The sequence below is a fragment of the Serratia sp. JSRIV004 genome, assembly GCF_019968705.1.
GTDB classification, from domain to species: domain Bacteria; phylum Pseudomonadota; class Gammaproteobacteria; order Enterobacterales; family Enterobacteriaceae; genus Chania; species Chania fonticola_B.
In genome coordinates, this window is sequence record NZ_CP074140.1 from 235,134 (window position 1) to 251,741 (window position 16,608).

Annotated in this window: 14 protein-coding genes; 11 read left to right on the forward strand and 3 right to left on the reverse strand. The window is 56.6% G+C overall.

Annotated elements, in window-relative coordinates; all coding sequences use genetic code 11:
• Window positions 1-363 precede the first annotated feature (363 nt).
• The 7 genes from dppA to KGP21_RS01055 all read left to right on the forward strand — a co-directional run bounded on the left by dppA (window position 364) and on the right by KGP21_RS01055 (window position 6,921).
• Window positions 364-1,971 carry a dipeptide ABC transporter periplasmic-binding protein DppA gene (gene dppA / locus KGP21_RS01025; RefSeq protein ID WP_223500644.1) on the forward strand — a complete coding sequence of 536 codons (1,608 nt, stop codon included), beginning with the start codon at window positions 364-366 and terminating at the stop codon, window positions 1,969-1,971.
• A 162-nt stretch (window positions 1,972-2,133) separates the two neighbouring features.
• Entirely contained in the window at window positions 2,134-3,153 is a 1,020-nt protein-coding gene (gene dppB / locus KGP21_RS01030) for a dipeptide ABC transporter permease DppB (protein ID WP_071681699.1), read from the forward strand.
• 11 nt (window positions 3,154-3,164) lie between these two features.
• Window positions 3,165-4,067 (forward strand): dipeptide ABC transporter permease DppC, encoded by a 903-nt coding sequence (gene dppC, locus KGP21_RS01035; protein WP_218520002.1) that lies wholly within the window; start codon window positions 3,165-3,167, stop codon window positions 4,065-4,067.
• A gap of 14 nt (window positions 4,068-4,081) precedes the next feature.
• Window positions 4,082-5,062 (forward strand): dipeptide ABC transporter ATP-binding protein, encoded by a 981-nt coding sequence (gene dppD, locus KGP21_RS01040; protein ID WP_021807726.1) that lies wholly within the window; start codon window positions 4,082-4,084, stop codon window positions 5,060-5,062.
• The gene (dppF, locus tag KGP21_RS01045; RefSeq protein ID WP_021807727.1) at window positions 5,059-6,048 is read left to right on the forward strand and encodes a dipeptide ABC transporter ATP-binding subunit DppF; all 990 of its coding nucleotides are present in this window, start codon (window positions 5,059-5,061) and stop codon (window positions 6,046-6,048) included. Before dppD ends, dppF begins: the two co-directional genes overlap by 4 nt.
• A gap of 286 nt (window positions 6,049-6,334) precedes the next feature.
• On the forward strand, window positions 6,335-6,625 hold the full coding sequence (locus tag KGP21_RS01050) for a type II toxin-antitoxin system RelE/ParE family toxin (RefSeq protein ID WP_371822216.1): 291 nt from the start codon (window positions 6,335-6,337) through the stop codon (window positions 6,623-6,625).
• Window positions 6,622-6,921, forward strand: coding sequence for a helix-turn-helix domain-containing protein (locus tag KGP21_RS01055; protein ID WP_021807729.1), 300 nt, complete (start codon window positions 6,622-6,624; stop codon window positions 6,919-6,921). Before KGP21_RS01050 ends, KGP21_RS01055 begins: the two co-directional genes overlap by 4 nt.
• A 161-nt stretch (window positions 6,922-7,082) precedes the next feature.
• Here the strand turns inward: KGP21_RS01055 and bcsG are convergent, their stop codons facing one another.
• The 3 genes from bcsG to bcsE are packed head-to-tail and all read right to left on the reverse strand — an operon-like array spanning window position 7,083 to window position 10,497.
• Window positions 7,083-8,738, reverse strand: coding sequence for a cellulose biosynthesis protein BcsG (gene bcsG, locus KGP21_RS01060; protein ID WP_094982245.1), 1,656 nt, complete (start codon window positions 8,736-8,738; stop codon window positions 7,083-7,085).
• A gap of 2 nt (window positions 8,739-8,740) precedes the next feature.
• Window positions 8,741-8,938 carry a cellulose biosynthesis protein BcsF gene (gene bcsF / locus KGP21_RS01065; protein ID WP_021807731.1) on the reverse strand — a complete coding sequence of 66 codons (198 nt, stop codon included), beginning with the start codon at window positions 8,936-8,938 and terminating at the stop codon, window positions 8,741-8,743.
• Entirely contained in the window at window positions 8,935-10,497 is a 1,563-nt protein-coding gene (bcsE, locus tag KGP21_RS01070) for a cellulose biosynthesis protein BcsE (protein WP_094982246.1), read from the reverse strand. Before bcsE ends, bcsF begins: the two co-directional genes overlap by 4 nt.
• A gap of 194 nt (window positions 10,498-10,691) precedes the next feature.
• On the opposite strand from bcsE, the gene bcsR reads away from it, so the two are divergent.
• The 4 genes from bcsR (at window position 10,692) to bcsB (ending at window position 16,601) form a co-directional block, all read left to right on the forward strand.
• Window positions 10,692-10,886, forward strand: a complete 195-nt coding sequence (gene bcsR, locus KGP21_RS01075; protein ID WP_021807733.1) for a cellulose biosynthesis protein BcsR — start codon at window positions 10,692-10,694, stop codon at window positions 10,884-10,886.
• Window positions 10,887-10,889: 3 nt separating this feature from the next.
• Entirely contained in the window at window positions 10,890-11,627 is a 738-nt protein-coding gene (gene bcsQ, locus KGP21_RS01080; RefSeq protein WP_021807734.1) for a cellulose biosynthesis protein BcsQ, read from the forward strand.
• Window positions 11,624-14,227: a UDP-forming cellulose synthase catalytic subunit gene (bcsA, locus tag KGP21_RS01085; protein WP_059199121.1), complete on the forward strand. Its 2,604-nt coding sequence runs from the start codon at window positions 11,624-11,626 to the stop codon at window positions 14,225-14,227. The genes bcsQ and bcsA overlap by 4 nt, the downstream gene beginning before the upstream one ends.
• 64 nt (window positions 14,228-14,291) lie before the next feature.
• Window positions 14,292-16,601 carry a cellulose biosynthesis cyclic di-GMP-binding regulatory protein BcsB gene (gene bcsB, locus KGP21_RS01090; RefSeq protein WP_223536954.1) on the forward strand — a complete coding sequence of 770 codons (2,310 nt, stop codon included), beginning with the start codon at window positions 14,292-14,294 and terminating at the stop codon, window positions 16,599-16,601.
• Window positions 16,602-16,608 lie beyond the last annotated feature (7 nt).

Below are 16,608 nucleotides of genomic sequence, written 5' to 3' on the forward strand. Positions count from 1 at the left end.
GATAGGTCCTTAACGCTGGTTCATGACGCCAAGATTTAACCGGTAGCACAAGTTTTAATGCTGTAAATGTTGCTGAAAGGTTTTTTTTATGTTTGCTTGCTGTTTCTCACAGTCTAGGTAAATCCCTACTGGTTATATTGACGGCACCCCAAACAGTTGGCAATTTGGTACCCTCAGGGATAAGAGTGAGAGGTGTATGAGTGGAATTCACTCGCTCAAACGCCCTGCCGTGATGCGTTCCATCCGGCATTCTCGCGTTTTTTATTCCTCCTGCCTTCGGGCACTGACCGCACAGGCCGCGTAACAAAAAATATTAGGCTCTGGCGGTAATACACACACCACATCACATACGGAGCACTAGCGATGACAAGTTCCTTGGGTAAATCAGGGATTCTGAAATTCGGTATCGGCCTGATTGCGCTGACCGTTGCGGCCAGCGTGCAGGCAAAGACGCTGGTTTACTGTTCTGAAGGCTCTCCTGAAGGGTTCAACCCGCAGTTGTTCACCTCCGGTACCACCTATGATGCCAGCTCAGTGCCAATCTATAACCGTCTGGTTGAGTTCAAACTGGGCACCACCGAACTGGAACCCGGCCTGGCAGAGAAGTGGGACGTCAGCGAAGACGGTAAAACCTATACCTTCCACCTGCGCAAAGGCGTGAAGTGGCAGGACAGCAAAGATTTCAAACCTAGCCGTGAACTGAATGCCGACGACGTGGTGTTCTCCTTCATGCGTCAGCTCGATCCAAACCACCCTTACCACAAGGTTTCTGGCGGCAGCTATGAATACTTCCAGGGTATGGGCATGCAGGATCTGATCAGCAAAGTCGAGAAAGTGGACGACAACACCGTTCGCTTCACGCTGACCCGTCCAGAAGCGCCATTCCTGGCTGACCTGGGCATGGACTTCGCTTCTATTCTGTCTGCAGAATATGCCGACAAGATGATGAAAGCCGGTACGCCAGAGAAAGTGGACCTGAACCCTGTGGGTACCGGGCCGTTCCAACTGTTGCAGTACCAGAAAGACTCCAAAATCCTCTACAAGGCCTTTGACGGTTTCTGGGGCACCAAACCGAAGATCGATCGCCTGGTGTTCTCCATCACGCCAGATGCCTCTGTGCGTTACGCCAAACTGCAGAAAAACGAGTGCCAGGTCATGCCGTACCCGAACCCGGCAGACATCGCTCGCATGAAGCAGGACAAAACCATCAACCTGATGGAACAGCCTGGCCTGAACGTCGGCTACCTGTCGTTCAACACCGAGAAGAAGCCGCTGGATAACGTGAAGGTGCGTCAGGCACTGACCATGGCGGTGAACAAGCAGGCCATCGTGGATGCGGTGTATCAGGGGGCGGGTCAACCTGCCAAGAACCTGATCCCACCAACCATGTGGGGCTATAACGACGAGATCAAAGATTACACTTACGATCCGGTCAAGGCCAAAGAGCTGCTGAAAGAAGCAGGCATGCCAGATGGCTTCTCCATCGATCTGTGGGCGATGCCGGTACAGCGTCCGTATAACCCGAACGCACGTCGTATGGCTGAGATGATCCAGTCCGACTGGGCGAAGATTGGCGTCAATGCCAAGATCGTCACCTACGAGTGGGGCGAGTACCTCAAGCGTGCCAAAGACGGTGAGCACCAGACGGTCATGATGGGCTGGACCGGTGACAATGGGGATCCAGACAACTTCTTCGCCACGCTGTTCAGCTGTGCGGCCGCTAAAGATGGTTCCAACTACTCCCGTTGGTGCTACAAGCCGTTTGAGGATCTGATCCAACCGGCCCGTGCCGAAGCAGACCACGACAAACGCGTCGCACTCTACAAGCAGGCTCAGGTAGTCATGCACGATCAGGCCCCGGCGCTGATTGTTGCCCACTCCACCGTTTACGAGCCAGTGCGTAAAGAAGTGAAGGGCTATGTGGTCGATCCGCTTGGTAAACATCACTTTGAGAACGTTTCTCTGGACTAAGCCTACCAAGGCGGGTTGAAGGACTGGGATAGTTAATCTGCAGGGGCGCAATACGTTGCGCCCCTGCATTCCCGTCCCCAGAAGAATGTCGTGAAGCGTGTGAGTTTTAATAAGCCTGGCGGACGATGAGCTGCCAGGCACTTTATACAGAGAGTTCGGGATATGTTGCAGTTCATACTCCGACGTTTGGGGTTAGTTATCCCAACGTTTATCGGCATAACGTTGCTGACTTTTGCATTCGTCCATATGATCCCCGGCGATCCGGTGACCATTATGGCCGGGGAACGCGGGATCTCCGCAGAGCGCCATGCACAACTCATGGCAGAGATGGGGCTGGATAAACCGCTCTATCACCAATACTTCAATTACGTCACCAACGTGCTGCAGGGCGATTTGGGGACGTCCCTCAAAAGCCGTATCTCCGTGTGGGAAGAGTTTGTGCCGCGCTTTAAGGCCACCCTGGAACTGGGCCTGTGCGCGATGCTCTTCGCGGTGATTGTCGGTATCCCGGTGGGGGTGCTGGCGGCCGTCAAGCGAGGTTCGGTGTTTGACCATACCGCCGTGGGTCTCTCCCTGACCGGCTATTCAATGCCGATCTTCTGGTGGGGCATGATGCTGATCATGCTGGTCTCGGTACAGCTCAACCTCACGCCCGTATCGGGGCGAATAAGCGATACGGTCTTCCTTGATGACAGCCTGCCGCTGACCGGCTTTATGCTGATCGACACCCTGTTCTGGGGGGAGCCGGGTGATTTCATCGACGCCGTGATGCATATGATCCTGCCTGCCATCGTGTTGGGCACCATCCCGCTGGCGGTTATCGTGCGTATGACCCGTTCCTCCATGCTGGAAGTGCTGGGTGAAGACTATATCCGTACTGCGCGCGCCAAGGGTGTGAGCCGTATGCGGGTGATCGTGGTGCATGCGTTGCGTAACGCCTTGCTGCCGGTGGTGACGGTGATCGGCCTACAGGTCGGTACCCTGCTGGCCGGGGCGATCCTGACCGAAACCATCTTCTCCTGGCCGGGGCTTGGCCGCTGGCTGATGGATGCGTTGCAACGCCGTGATTATCCGGTTGTTCAGGGCGGCGTATTGCTGGTCGCCTGTATGATTATTCTGGTTAACCTGCTGGTAGACGTGCTCTACGGCGTGGTCAACCCGCGTATTCGCCACAAGAAATAAGGGGCGCTCTGATGTCTCAAATGACCGAGTCTGTAGTGAAAGGTGCGCCGAAGCCAATGACCCCGTTCCAGGAGTTTTGGCACTATTTCAAGCGCAACAAAGGGGCCGTGGTTGGCCTGGCTTATATCGTTATCATGCTGGTGGTTGCCGTGGGGGCCGGGTTCCTGGCTCCACATGCGCCTGCCGAACAGTTCCGTGATGCCCTGCTTAGGCCCCCGGTCTGGGAGACTGGCGGAAGCTGGAAGTTTATTCTGGGTACCGACGATGTCGGCCGTGATGTGTTGTCGCGCCTGATGTACGGTGCCAGGCTCTCGCTGTTGGTCGGCTGCCTGGTGGTGGTGCTTTCGCTGGTGATGGGCGTGGTATTCGGCCTGTTAGCCGGTTATTTCGGCGGCGTAGTCGATGCCATCATCATGCGCGTGGTCGATATCATGCTGGCACTGCCAAGTCTGCTGTTGGCGTTGGTGCTGGTGGCGGTGTTTGGGCCCTCGATCGTTAACGCCTCGCTGGCGCTGACCTTCGTTGCTTTGCCGCACTATGTCCGCTTGACTCGCGCTGCGGTGCTGGTGGAAGTGAACCGCGATTACGTGACGGCTTCCCGCGTGGCGGGGGCTGGGGCGGCGCGTCAGATGTTCGTCAATATCCTGCCAAACTGCCTGGCACCGCTGATCGTGCAGGCTTCTCTCGGTTTCTCGAACGCCATTCTGGATATGGCCGCTCTCGGCTTCCTGGGTATGGGTGCGCAACCGCCAACGCCGGAGTGGGGCACCATGCTCTCCGACGTACTGCAGTTCGCGCAAAGTGCCTGGTGGGTTGTGACCTTCCCAGGGGTGGCCATTCTGCTGACGGTTTTGGCCTTTAACCTGATGGGGGACGGCTTGCGTGATGCTCTCGACCCCAAACTCAAGCAGTAACAGAGGAAGAGAGAATGGCGTTATTAAATGTAGACAAGCTTTCGGTGCACTTCGGTGACGAAGGTGCGCCGTTCCGCGCGGTAGACCGAATCAGCTACAGCGTAGAACAGGGGCAGGTGGTTGGCATCGTCGGTGAATCCGGCTCCGGTAAATCCGTCAGCTCGCTGGCGATCATGGGGTTGATCGATTTCCCCGGCAAGGTGATGGCCGACAAGCTGGAGTTCAACGGCCAGGACCTGCGGAAAATCTCGGAAAAAGAGCGCCGCCAGCTGGTGGGCTCCGAAGTCGCGATGATCTTCCAGGACCCGATGACCAGCCTGAACCCGTGCTATACCGTCGGTTTCCAGATTATGGAAGCGCTGAAGGTGCATCAGGGCGGTAATCGCCGTACCCGTCGCCAACGCGCTATCGACCTACTCAATCAGGTAGGCATTCCCGATCCGGCCTCGCGGCTGGACGTTTACCCTCATCAGCTTTCTGGCGGGATGAGCCAGCGTGTGATGATCGCCATGGCGATCGCCTGCCGGCCCAAGCTGCTGATTGCGGATGAACCGACGACCGCGCTCGACGTGACCATTCAGGCCCAGATCATTGAGCTGCTGCTCGAGCTGCAACAGCGCGAAAACATGGCGCTGCTGCTGATCACCCACGATCTGGCGCTGGTGGCGGAAGCGGCACACCACATCATCGTGATGTATGCCGGGCAGGTGGTGGAATCCGGCAAGGCGGTAGAAATTTTCCGTTCGCCGCGCCACCCGTACACCCAGGCGCTGCTGCGTGCGTTGCCGGAGTTTGCTACCGACAAGGCGCGTTTGGCCTCGCTGCCTGGTGTGGTGCCGGGCAAGTACGATCGGCCGGAAGGCTGCTTGCTGAACCCGCGTTGCCCGTATGCTACCCAACACTGTCGCGAAGAAGAGCCGGAACTGCGCAGCATTCCCGGCCGTCAGGTTAAATGTCACACACCGCTGGATGATGCGGGGAGGCCGACCGTATGAGCCAGAACCACCCTTTATTGCAGGCCATTGACCTGAAAAAACACTACCCGGTCAAGAAGGGGCTGTTTGCCCCGGAACGACTGGTGAAGGCGCTGGACGGGGTTTCCTTTACCCTTGAGCGTGGTAAAACCCTGGCGGTGGTTGGGGAGTCTGGCTGTGGCAAGTCCACGCTGGGCCGCCTGCTGACCATGATCGAAATCCCTACCGGTGGTGAGCTGTACTATCAGGGGCAAGATCTGCTTAAGCCGGACGTGACGGCAGAGAAGCTGCGCCGCCAGAAGATCCAGATCGTGTTCCAGAATCCTTACGGATCGCTTAACCCTCGTAAGAAGGTGGGGCAGATCCTCGAGGAGCCGCTGTTGATCAACACCTCGTTGAGCAGCGCCGAACGGCGTGAGAAAGCGCTGGAGATGATGGCGAAGGTCGGCCTGAAAACCGAGCATTACGACCGTTACCCGCATATGTTCTCCGGCGGCCAACGTCAGCGTATTGCCATTGCGCGTGGGCTGATGCTCAACCCGGACGTGGTGATTGCCGATGAGCCGGTCTCTGCGCTGGACGTGTCCGTGCGTGCGCAGGTGCTGAACCTGATGATGGATCTGCAACAGGATCTGGGGTTGTCTTACGTGTTCATCTCCCACGATCTGTCGGTGGTGGAGCACATTGCTGATGAAGTGATGGTGATGTACCTTGGCCGTTGCGTGGAGAAGGGCAGTAAAGACGCCATCTTCAACAATCCGCGCCATCCGTACACTCAGGCACTGCTTTCCGCTACGCCGCGCCTGAATCCGGACATGCGCCGGGAGCGCATCAAGCTGACCGGCGAGCTACCAAGCCCGATGAATCCACCGCCGGGTTGTGCGTTTAACGCCCGCTGCCGCCGTGCCTTTGGCACCTGCACCCAGCTGCAACCGCAGCTCAAGCAGTATGGCGATCAGATGGTGGCCTGCTTTGCCGTCGACCAGGACGAAGCTACCGGGTCTTGAGACTACTAACCGGGCTCGCAGCGTAGATACTCTGCGTGCTGCGCCTGGTTACCTCAGCGACATTAACACTCGATCTTCAATCTGACGCCGGTAGCGATACCGGCGTTTTTTTACTTATAGATGCGAAGCAAATCCCATGGTGATTACTTTTTAGTCGATATTGTTGACGCTATAAGTTATGACTTATAGAATTAATTATAAGTTGTAGCTTATAAAGGAGAGGGCTTTGTGGACTGTTATTTTTACCTCGACATTTGATTCTTGGTTGCAAGAGCAGGAAGAAGGGATGCAGGAGAAGGTACTGGCTGACCTGATGAACCTGGAGACGTATGGGCCTCAACTGCCACGTCCTTACGCTGACACGGTAAAAGGTTCAAGATACAAGAATATGAAAGAGCTGCGTGTTCAGTATTCGGGCCGCCCAATCCGTGCCTTTTTTGTTTTCGACCCCAAACGCCAAGCCATTGTGTTGTGCGCTGGTGATAAAAGTAATGATAAGCGTTTTTACGAGACAATGATCCGAATAGCGGATGATGAATTTACGGCGTATTTAGCCACACAAGAGGTATCCAAATGAAAACGTTACGTGATGCAGTCGCTGCCCGTTCTCTTGAGAGCCAAGCCCGTATCAAGGAAATGGCCGACGAAATGATGCTAGAAACAGGTTTGCAACTGATGCGTGATGAGCTGCAACTGTCACAGAAAAGCCTGGCCGAAGCTATGGGCGTAAGCCAATCCGCGGTTGCACAAATAGAGCAGCGTGGTAATGACGTAAAGTTAGCGACGCTAAAACGCTATATTGAAGCTATGGGTGGGAAGTTGAGTCTGACTGTAGAGATGCCGGAAGGCGGTGGGCGAGTCTTCCATATCTGATCGAAGGTGCTTTGGTCTCGAGCCAGGTCTAATTAACCGAAGATTGCAAAAATTCCCCAATCAACTCAAAACGGGGCGCAGCATGCCGCGCCCCTATATTTTGAGCCCGGTGAGGGAATGTCTGCAGTTTCAGTCTATAACCGCAAAACTCCCTTCACCAGTTACTGGGGATAAGGCACCCAATCCCCGCCATTAAGGCGAATATACGCCTTACCCTGATACTGCATCACGATGGCATTGTCATTCTCCGAGATCACCGCAGTCTGCGGCAGGTTCTGCGTCAGCACTTGCCAGTCGACGCTTGGCGCGCTGAATACCTTGCCATCCACCAGACGGGAAATCAGCTCAGACAGCGCCAGATAGCTGCTCGGCGTTTTAATCTCCACCGGGCTGCCCTGGTGCGGGGCCTGCATCCCTACCAGTTTGATACCAACCGGCGTATGGGTAATGTTCAGGCTTGGGATATCCCGCAGGCCAGACATCTGCATTTTGTCGCCTGCCAGCGCCGCACCGTGCTCCGGCACGATCACCACCATCACCTTGCGTCCGGATTTCTGAAGCTCATCAAGGAAGGTGTTCAACTGATCAAACAGCTTTTGCGCTCGAGGCTGATAATCGGCGGTCTGTTTACCCCCGACAAAGCGGTTGCCGTCATGCAGCGGGATCAGGTTGAAGAAGGTGGCGGTGCGGGCATCGCCGCCCTGTTTCTGCTGATCGAGCCAGCGGTTGAGCAGTTGTAGGTCGTTATAGATTGGTTCACCGTCGAATGAGGCCAGCTCATTGCCGATCCCTGCCTGGGACATCAGCGGAGCCTGCATATCACCTTGCTCACGCAGCTCTTTCAGGAAATTACCGAACACGCCAGAGTGATCCAGCATCAACTGTTGTTTAAAGCCCAGCCTGGCCAGGTTGTCAAACAGATAACACTGCTGATTGGCGGGTTGATACAGATCGTGATGCGAAGGCTGGCCGCAGCTGGCGCGTAGCAGGCGGATGGCCGCCGGGCCGCTGTACGCGGTGGCTGAGTTAAAGTTGGTGAACATAATGTCCATCTTGGCCCACAGCGGATGGTTGCGCAGATTGACGGCGTCCAGATCGGCCCAGGCCAGCGAACAGATGTTGATGATCAGCACGTCAAACGGCTGGGCATCGGCGGGTAAGGTGGCCGGGAAGGTGGTCGCTCGGGCTTTTTCCTGCTGGTAGAACTGCTCCAGGTAGGCCGTGAGGTTGGCATTGGTCGGTGGGCCATTGGCCGCAGGCAGATTGCCGCCTGGCGTGCTCGCCGTGGCCGGTGTAGACGGGGTATCCGTCACCGTAGCGGTATGGGTGGCAGGCAGCAAGGAGACCGCCGGGCCAGCAATATTGACCACGTTCAACCACACCAATGCCGCCACGGTAAATACCGTGATGCGTATCCATTGGGCCAGGAACAGGTAGGCAATCAGCAGCACGAAGGCGGCGCCAATCATCTGCCAGTTGATAAAGCGGTTGGTCAGCTCCAGTAGATAATCCGCGCTGAAACCGGTGAGCTGCGAGCCCTGGCTAAGGATGCTGTTAATCCCCGGTAGCCAGGTATCGTGGTAAAACAAACCGATACCGATAGGAATGGCGATCAGGTGACGCCAGCGGTGCCAGCGCGGCGACGGGATCGGCATCAGTAAAAAGGCCATAAACACCAGGTTGGGCAGCGCATGGAAGTTCAGATAGCCGAACCACAGCAGGCCGAACTTGGCCAGGAAATAGAAGTTCCAGCCGCCAAGACCGCGCCAGTATCGCCATAAGGTATTGTTAGGTTGCGTTATTTTATTGTCACTCATGGTTATTTTTTACGCTTGATTTGAGAGGTGGAACCTGCGCGCACCCATAGCCCTGCCGACTTTAAATAGCGCGGTGATAACAACAAATTCTGCCAAGATCGGTGCCAGTTAGGGAAACGGCGATGCAGCAGGTATCCCGTAGGGATAAACACTATGGCGCACAGGATCACCAGTTGCACGATATCGTCAAGTGCGTTCATGGCTGTTCCTCCTGCCCGAGGCTCATCAGGGTGAAGGGAATGGGTTCCCGGCGTTCGGTCTGGTGTTCCGTTTCTACGGCGTGGGTGGTGACAGCGGCCGATTGCAGCTTGCTGGCGGGGAGCGAAAACTCGATATGCTGCCGCATCAGCCTGATTTTATCGATAATATCTACATCCAGATGCCACACTACTCGGTTACTGAACGCCTCACTCACTGGCAGGCGGAAGACGAATTTCAGTGCGGTATCCAGATCGTTAATCCGGCAGGTGGAAAGGAACAGGAACAGTCGATTCTGCGCCACGGTCATGATGTCGCCAAAACGCCGCAAATGGCACAGCGTCATCGACTGGCGGGCGCTCAACCCCGGTGCTGGGCGCAGGGCGACCATCACCCCTTTGCCATCTTCCGGCAACAGGGTATTTTCCATAAGGGAAGTCACCGCCCGGCTGAATTCCTCCAGCGGCAGGTAGCCTTTCAGTTGCATTGGCCGCAAACCGGCGAGCAGGTTATCGATATCCGCCGGAATATGGCGCGATAGTCGCTGGCCCTGGATACCTTCCAACATGGTCAAAAAATTGGAAAGCGGTGCCACGTGGGGCACGATCAGATTGGCACCGCAGGCCAGCAGCAGGCGTTCGTCGCTGTAGCGCAGGCTGGCGCTCATCTCGCGCACCACAATCTTCAGTCCGTCGCCCCTGCTGCGGCGCAGGCTATGGATCTGATGGGCCAACTCGTCAATTTCGTCACTTTGATACAGGGCGAAGATCAGCGTGGCGGCGATGGTCAGCATGCCACGCTGCATCAACTTGGTATTGTCCTCAAACAGTTGCCAACTGGCCGATAGCGGCGGGGCGCCCTCGAGAATGCGTTGTTCCGCCAGGCACAGGCCCTCGTCGTTGCGTTCCGGGGTAGGGGAGGGTTGGTTACTGTCGTCTGCCCCTTGCCAGCCTTCCGGGCCTTCGGTCAGGGTGAACAACTGATTGGCATTGATGCCGTTTGCCGTGCTCCACCAGTGCACCAGATACTGGGCACTGCCTTGCAGCCCCTGCAGGCTGGCCAGGCCGTTGAGAATGCGGTGCTCGGCGGCTAGCTGGCCTTTGAGTTTACTCACGCCGCTGCCGTGGCTGAGTATCACCAGCGTACACTGCCGCTGGTGTAACCATTGGCCGAGTTGAGCGGCCCAGTTGCGCATTTCATCGCTGGTAAAAGTTTGCCACAGGCTAGCGTGGGCCAACAGGATCAGTAAGCGGTTGCTGGGTTTTAGCTCACGCATCAGATCGTCAGCCAAATGCAGTAGCGCCGCCTTTTTTTCTGGCAGGCTATATAAAGGGAATTTTTTAATCGCAGGGGAAAGAGGCGTGGCCAATAAGATGTCTGCCTGATTGCCGCTACAAATCAGTGCCAACTGGGCATTTTCTTCCTGGGCGGCGATGATCTGCCGGCAAAACAGATTGGCATCGTTCTGGCGATCGATATTCACCCAGTAAAAGCCTGGGGTTTGCATAGCCGACAATTCTTGCCAAATCCGTCGGATGCCTAATGAAAAAGAGTGCGCCATAGATTTATTCTACTTTTGTTGAAAGTGGCGTAGACCAAACCCGATCGGGTCACTTTAAAAGCGTAATGTCACAGTTAGCATAGCAAATCTAGCCATTAGAGGGATAATACCCGTTAAGATTCATCTTATTGGCCCAATTTTTTCCGAACGTTGCTATAGTCATTTAACATTAGCCTATTTTATGAGGCGGCAAGATGAATAATGATGCGTTAAGAGGGCTTCGGGAGAAAGCTTCGGTAGAACTTCAGGACGATCTGCAGGCTTTGAGCCGCGCTTTTTCGTTGCCCAAGTTAAACTACATCGATATTGCACGCCAGGAACGGCTAGCACAAATGATGGTCCGCTGGCCGCTGTTGGCGGAGCTGGCCAACAAGACGGGGAGTGCTTGAGTCATGCCGGTCATTGCACTGCAAGGGGTTCGAGGCGGTATTGGCACCACGTCAATCACTGCGGCGTTAGCCTGGGCGCTACAGCAGTTGGGCGAGTCGGTACTGGCGATTGACCTGTCACCGGACAACCTGCTGCGATTACACTTTAATATGCCCTTCGAACTGAACCGGGGCTGGGCTCGTGCAGAGCTGGATGGCATCGGTTGGCAGCAAGGGGCAATGCGTTACGGTAAAAAACTCGATTTTCTGCCGTTTGGCCAGTTAAGCGTAGCCGAACGGGTCAAAGCCCGGCAGCAACAGAGTGATACTCCACAACGTTGGCATGATTTTCTGGCTCAGCTGCGTGCTTCTGGGCAGTATCGCTGGATCTTGCTGGATATTCCGGCGGGTGACGGTCCCCAGATTGAACAGCAGCTGGCGTTGGCCGACCAGGTTTTCCTGTTGCTTAACCCCGATGCGAATTGCCATGCGCGCCTACATCAGCAACCGTTGCCTACGGGGTGCCACCTGCTGATTAATCACTACTCCTCGGCCAGTCCGTTGCAACAAGATCTGCACCAGCTGTGGCTGCAAACGCTGGCAGGTCTGTTACCGCTGGTGATCCATCGTGATGAAGCGCTGGCGGAAGCGATGGCGGTCAAGCAGCCGCTGGGAGAGTATCGACCGGAAAGTCTGGCGGCCGACGAAGTGCTGACGCTGGCCAACTGGTGTCTGCTCAACCTGCAGGACGCCGAGGTATGAGCAGGGTATTGAGCCTGCTGCTGGTGCCTCCCGTTCACCGGGCGGTGCAACAACGCTACCGCGCTTATCGCCATGCGGGGGCTCCGGCATTTACCGCTGGCCTCACGACCCTGATGGTGGCCATCGGCTGGCTGTTGCTGCGGTTTGAGTCCCCTAGTTGGCAAAAGGTGCAGGCAGGCCAAAGCTATTGGTTCCCCCATATTTCTCCTCATCGTCCACGCCCGGCAGATGCACTGCGTTATTTGTTACAGGGGTTTTGGCTGCTAGTGACCCACAGCGGTCCGGCACCGATGGGACGATCCTACTTTGCCGGTTGGCACCGTTTGCAACTGCGTTATGCCAACTGGTTGCAAAGCTTGCCGCAACGCTTGCAGGGTGCCGGAATGGAGGAGCGTACGGTACAACGCCTTAATCGGATGAATCACCGGGTGCGTCGGGTGCTGTTTATCTTTGCTGGCCTATTGGCCGGGCTGCTGGCTCTGCTGTGCATTTCCCAGCCCTTTGAACTGCCCGCCCAGTTTATTTTTGTGCTGCTGTTGTGGTGTATTGCCATGGTGGTGCGGCGTATCCCGGGCCGGTTACCCAGCCTGATGCTGATTGTGCTGTCGCTGACCGTTTCCTGCCGTTATTTATGGTGGCGCTATACCTCAACGCTGAACTGGGACGATCCGCTCAGCCTGACCTGCGGCCTGCTATTGCTGGCAGCGGAAACCTATGCCTGGGTCGTGTTGGTGCTGGGCTACTTCCAGACCGTGTGGCCGTTGAATCGCCAGCCGGTGCCGATGCCTGCCGACAGTAACACCTGGCCGACCGTCGATCTGCTGGTGCCGACCTACAACGAAGATCTGGGCGTGGTGAAACCCACCGTGTATGCGGCGCTTGGTATCGATTGGCCGAAAGACAAAATCAACATCTATATCCTCGACGACGGTAACCGGCCAGAGTTTAAAGCCTTTGCCGCCGAGGTCGGGGTGAAATACATCGCCCGGCCGACTCATGAACACGCCAAAGCGGGCAATATCAACAATGCGCTCAAGCACGCTAGCGGTGATTTTGTTGCCATCTTCGACTGCGATCACGTTCCCACGCGTTCTTTCCTGCAACTGACCATGGGTTGGTTCTTTAAAGACAAGAAGCTGGCGATGCTGCAAACGCCGCACCACTTCTTTTCGCCCGACCCGTTTGAGCGCAACCTGGGGCGTTTTCGCCAGACGCCGAATGAAGGTACTTTGTTTTATGGGCTGGTGCAGGACGGCAATGATATGTGGGATGCCACTTTCTTCTGTGGCTCCTGCGCCATCTTGCGCCGGACGGCATTAGATGAGATCGGCGGTATCGCGGTGGAAACGGTGACCGAAGATGCCCATACCTCGCTGCGTCTGCACCGTCTTGGCCACACCTCTGCCTATATCCGTATTCCGCAGGCCGCCGGGCTGGCAACGGAAAGCCTGTCTGCCCATATCGGCCAACGTATTCGTTGGGCGCGCGGCATGGTGCAGATCTTCCGTTTGGATAACCCCCTGCTGGGCAAAGGGCTGAAGTTTGCCCAGCGCCTGTGCTATGCCAACGCGATGCTGCATTTCCTGTCCGGTATTCCGCGCCTGATCTTCCTGACCGCGCCGCTGGCGTTTTTGTTGATGCATGCTTACATCATCTTCGCGCCAGCCTTGGCGATTGCGTTGTATGTGCTGCCCCACATGATCCACGCCAGCCTGACCAACTCACGTATTCAGGGTAAATACCGCCACTCCTTCTGGAGTGAAATCTACGAAACCGTGCTGGCCTGGTATATCGCTCGACCGACCACCGTGGCCTTGTTCAACCCGCATAAAGGCAAGTTCAACGTCACCGCCAAAGGCGGGCTGGTTACGCAAGAGCACGTTGATTGGGTGATCACCCGGCCTTACCTGCTGTTGGTGACACTCAATCTGGCAGGTCTGGGTTTTGGCGTGTGGCGCTTTTTCTACGGCCCGACGGACGAGATGATGACGGTGGTGATCAGCCTGATTTGGGTGATCTACAACATGACCATCCTCGGTGGAGCGGTGGCCGTGGCGGTGGAGGCCAGGCAGGTACGGCAATCGCATCGCGTAGAGATCGCCATGCCTGCCGCGATAGCCCGGGCTGACGGACATCTGTTCCCCTGTACGTTGCGTGATTACTCCGATGGTGGCGTGGGTATCGAAATGCGTGTAGCGGATCGGTTGCAAGAGCATGACCAGATTGCGCTGCTGCTTAAACGAGGCCAGCAGGAGTTCAGCTTCCCTTGCGTGGTGACGCGATCTCATGGCCGCTCGGTGGGGGTCCGCTTGGTCGAACTCTCGACCCGCCAACATATCGAATTTATTCAATGCACCTTTGCCCGGGCGGATACCTGGGCACTGTGGCAAGACGCATTCCCGGAAGACCGGCCAGTGGACAGCCTGCGGGACGTACTGATGCTAGGTTTTCACGGCTACCGGCGCATGGCGGACTATGCGCCGCCAACGTTGCGCAAGATCCTGCTTGGCCTGACCTCGCTGGCCACCTGGATCCTGTCATTTATTCCGCATGGCGTAGGAAGAGACCGCGCTCCTACGGCCCCAGAGGCTGTGGCATAGGCTGTGTATCGTAACTGCCCGTTCGCAAGCCCGGCGAACCGGCCCCAACATTGATGATGATACGATGACGAGAAAAATAAACTGGTTTACCGCGCTGGCCTTAGGCATCAGTAGCTTATCTCAGGCGGAAACGGCCCCCACACCAGCGGCTGGCGTGACTTCGCCCCCGAGTACCGTGGCCGAAGTTCCGCTCACTGAACCTATGGGAGTGGTGGTGCCGCAAGCACCCGATGCGCCGGTGCGCGATGTAAAACTGCCGTTTACCGAGGTAGCACCACCGCCTGGCACCTTTATCCTGCGTGGCACCCGCCCTGAAGGCCAGATTGAGTTTAGCGTGCGCAGTGACGAAGTAGTTTCGCAGGCGCTGCTGGACCTGGAGTTTACCCCTTCACCGTCGCTGATCCCGGTGGAGTCGCACGTCAAGATCTACCTCAACGATGAGTTGATGGGGGTCATCACCATCGCCAAGGAGCAGTTGGGTAAGCCGAATCGTGTCCAGTTGCCGATCGATCCGCGCTATATCACCGATTTTAACCGCATTCGCCTGGTGTTTGTCGGCCATTACCAGAACATCTGTGAGAACCCGGCCAACAGCACGCTGTGGCTGGACGTCAGCAAATCCAGTTCGCTGAGCCTGCGTTACCAGACGCTGCCGGTGAAAAATGAGCTTTCCCACTTCCCGGAACCCTTCTTTGACAGCCGCGACGATCGGCCATTAACGCTGCCGATGGTGTTTGCCGGGCAACCGGACCTGGAACAACAACGAGCAGCGGGGATTCTGGCCTCCTGGTTCGGCACCCAGGCGCAGTGGCGTGGTCAGTCTTTCCCGACGCTGTTTAACCGTTTACCGAGCCAGCATGCCATCGTGTTTGCCACCAATAAACAGCGCCCGGACTTCTTGAAAGATTATCCGGCGGTCAACGGGCCGACAGTGGAGATGATCAGCCACCCGGATAACCCCTATGTGAAGCTGCTGTTGGTGCAGGGCCGTGATGATAACGACCTGATCACGGCGGTGAAGGGCATCGCCCAGGGCAATATTCTGTTCCGTGGCCAGAATCTGAGCGTGGATAAGGTTGAACAGTTGGCCGTTCGCCAGCCGTACGATGCGCCAAACTGGGTGCGTACCGATCGTGCGATGAAGTTCAGCGAACTGCAGCAATATGCCGAGCAGTTGCAGACTAACGGCGTCGAACCTGGGCCGATCTCACTGTCGATGAACCTGCCGCCGGATCTGTTCCTGATCCACAGCAACGGCATCGATATGCAGCTGAAGTACCGCTATACCTCGCCGCGTATTGAAGATGGTTCCCGCCTGAGCATCAGCCTGAACAATCAGTTTGTGCAGTCCTATGCCCTGGTGCCGGAGCATGAGAAGGGCGCACAGCTGTTGCGCCTGCCGCTGGCCCAGGGATTGCTAGATTCTGACAAGGTGGTCAATATTCCGGTACTGAAGTTGGGGGCGACCAACCAGTTGCGCTTTGACTTCGATTACACCACGCTGCTGGCCAGCGGTGCCGAAGGGCGTTGCGAAACCTATTCCTTGGCGCCGAACCATGCGGTGATCGACGGCAATTCCACCATCGATTTCTCCGGCTATCGTCACTTTATTACCATGCCCGATCTACGCTCCTTTGCCAACGCCGGTTTCCCTTTCAGCCGCCTGGCAGATCTGTCGCAAACGTTGGTGCTGGTGAACAAACAGCCACAACCCGCTCAAGTGAGCGCCTTGCTCAACGCCATGGGTAACATGGGGGCGCAAACCGGTTATCCGGCGCTGGCTTTCTCGCTGTCCGATGACTGGTCGCAGGCCAAGGATAAGGACGCAGATATCCTGTTGATCGGCACCATTCCACCGGAACTGCGTGATGACAAGAAAATCAATCTGCTGGTAGAGGCGACGCTGAGCTGGGTGAAAATGCCGATGCGCCAACTGCCGCTGCCGAGTATGGATGTGCAGCAGGACGACGCCACACCGGGCAGTAAAACCACCATCAGCTCGGAAGGGGCGATGGCGGCCGTGATCGGCGTGCAGTCCCCGTTCCACGATCAGCGCAGTATTGTGGCCCTGCTGGCAGACAGCCCACGGGGTTATGAGTTACTGAACAATGCGCAGTTAGACAGCGGTAAGCGTGCGGCGATGTTTGGTTCCGTGGCGGTGATCCGTGAGTCCGGCGTCGATAGTTTGCGTGTGGGGGATGTTTACTACGTTGGCCATCTGCCGTGGTGGGAACGTATATGGTTCGCGTTGTCGACGCATCCACTGTTGCTGGGCGCGATAGCCGCGCTGGTGGTGGTAATGGTGGCCCTGTTGCTGCGGCGTGGTCTGAAGGCCTTTAGCCGTCGTCGTCTGTCACCGGAAGATCGGGATTAATTGCCAT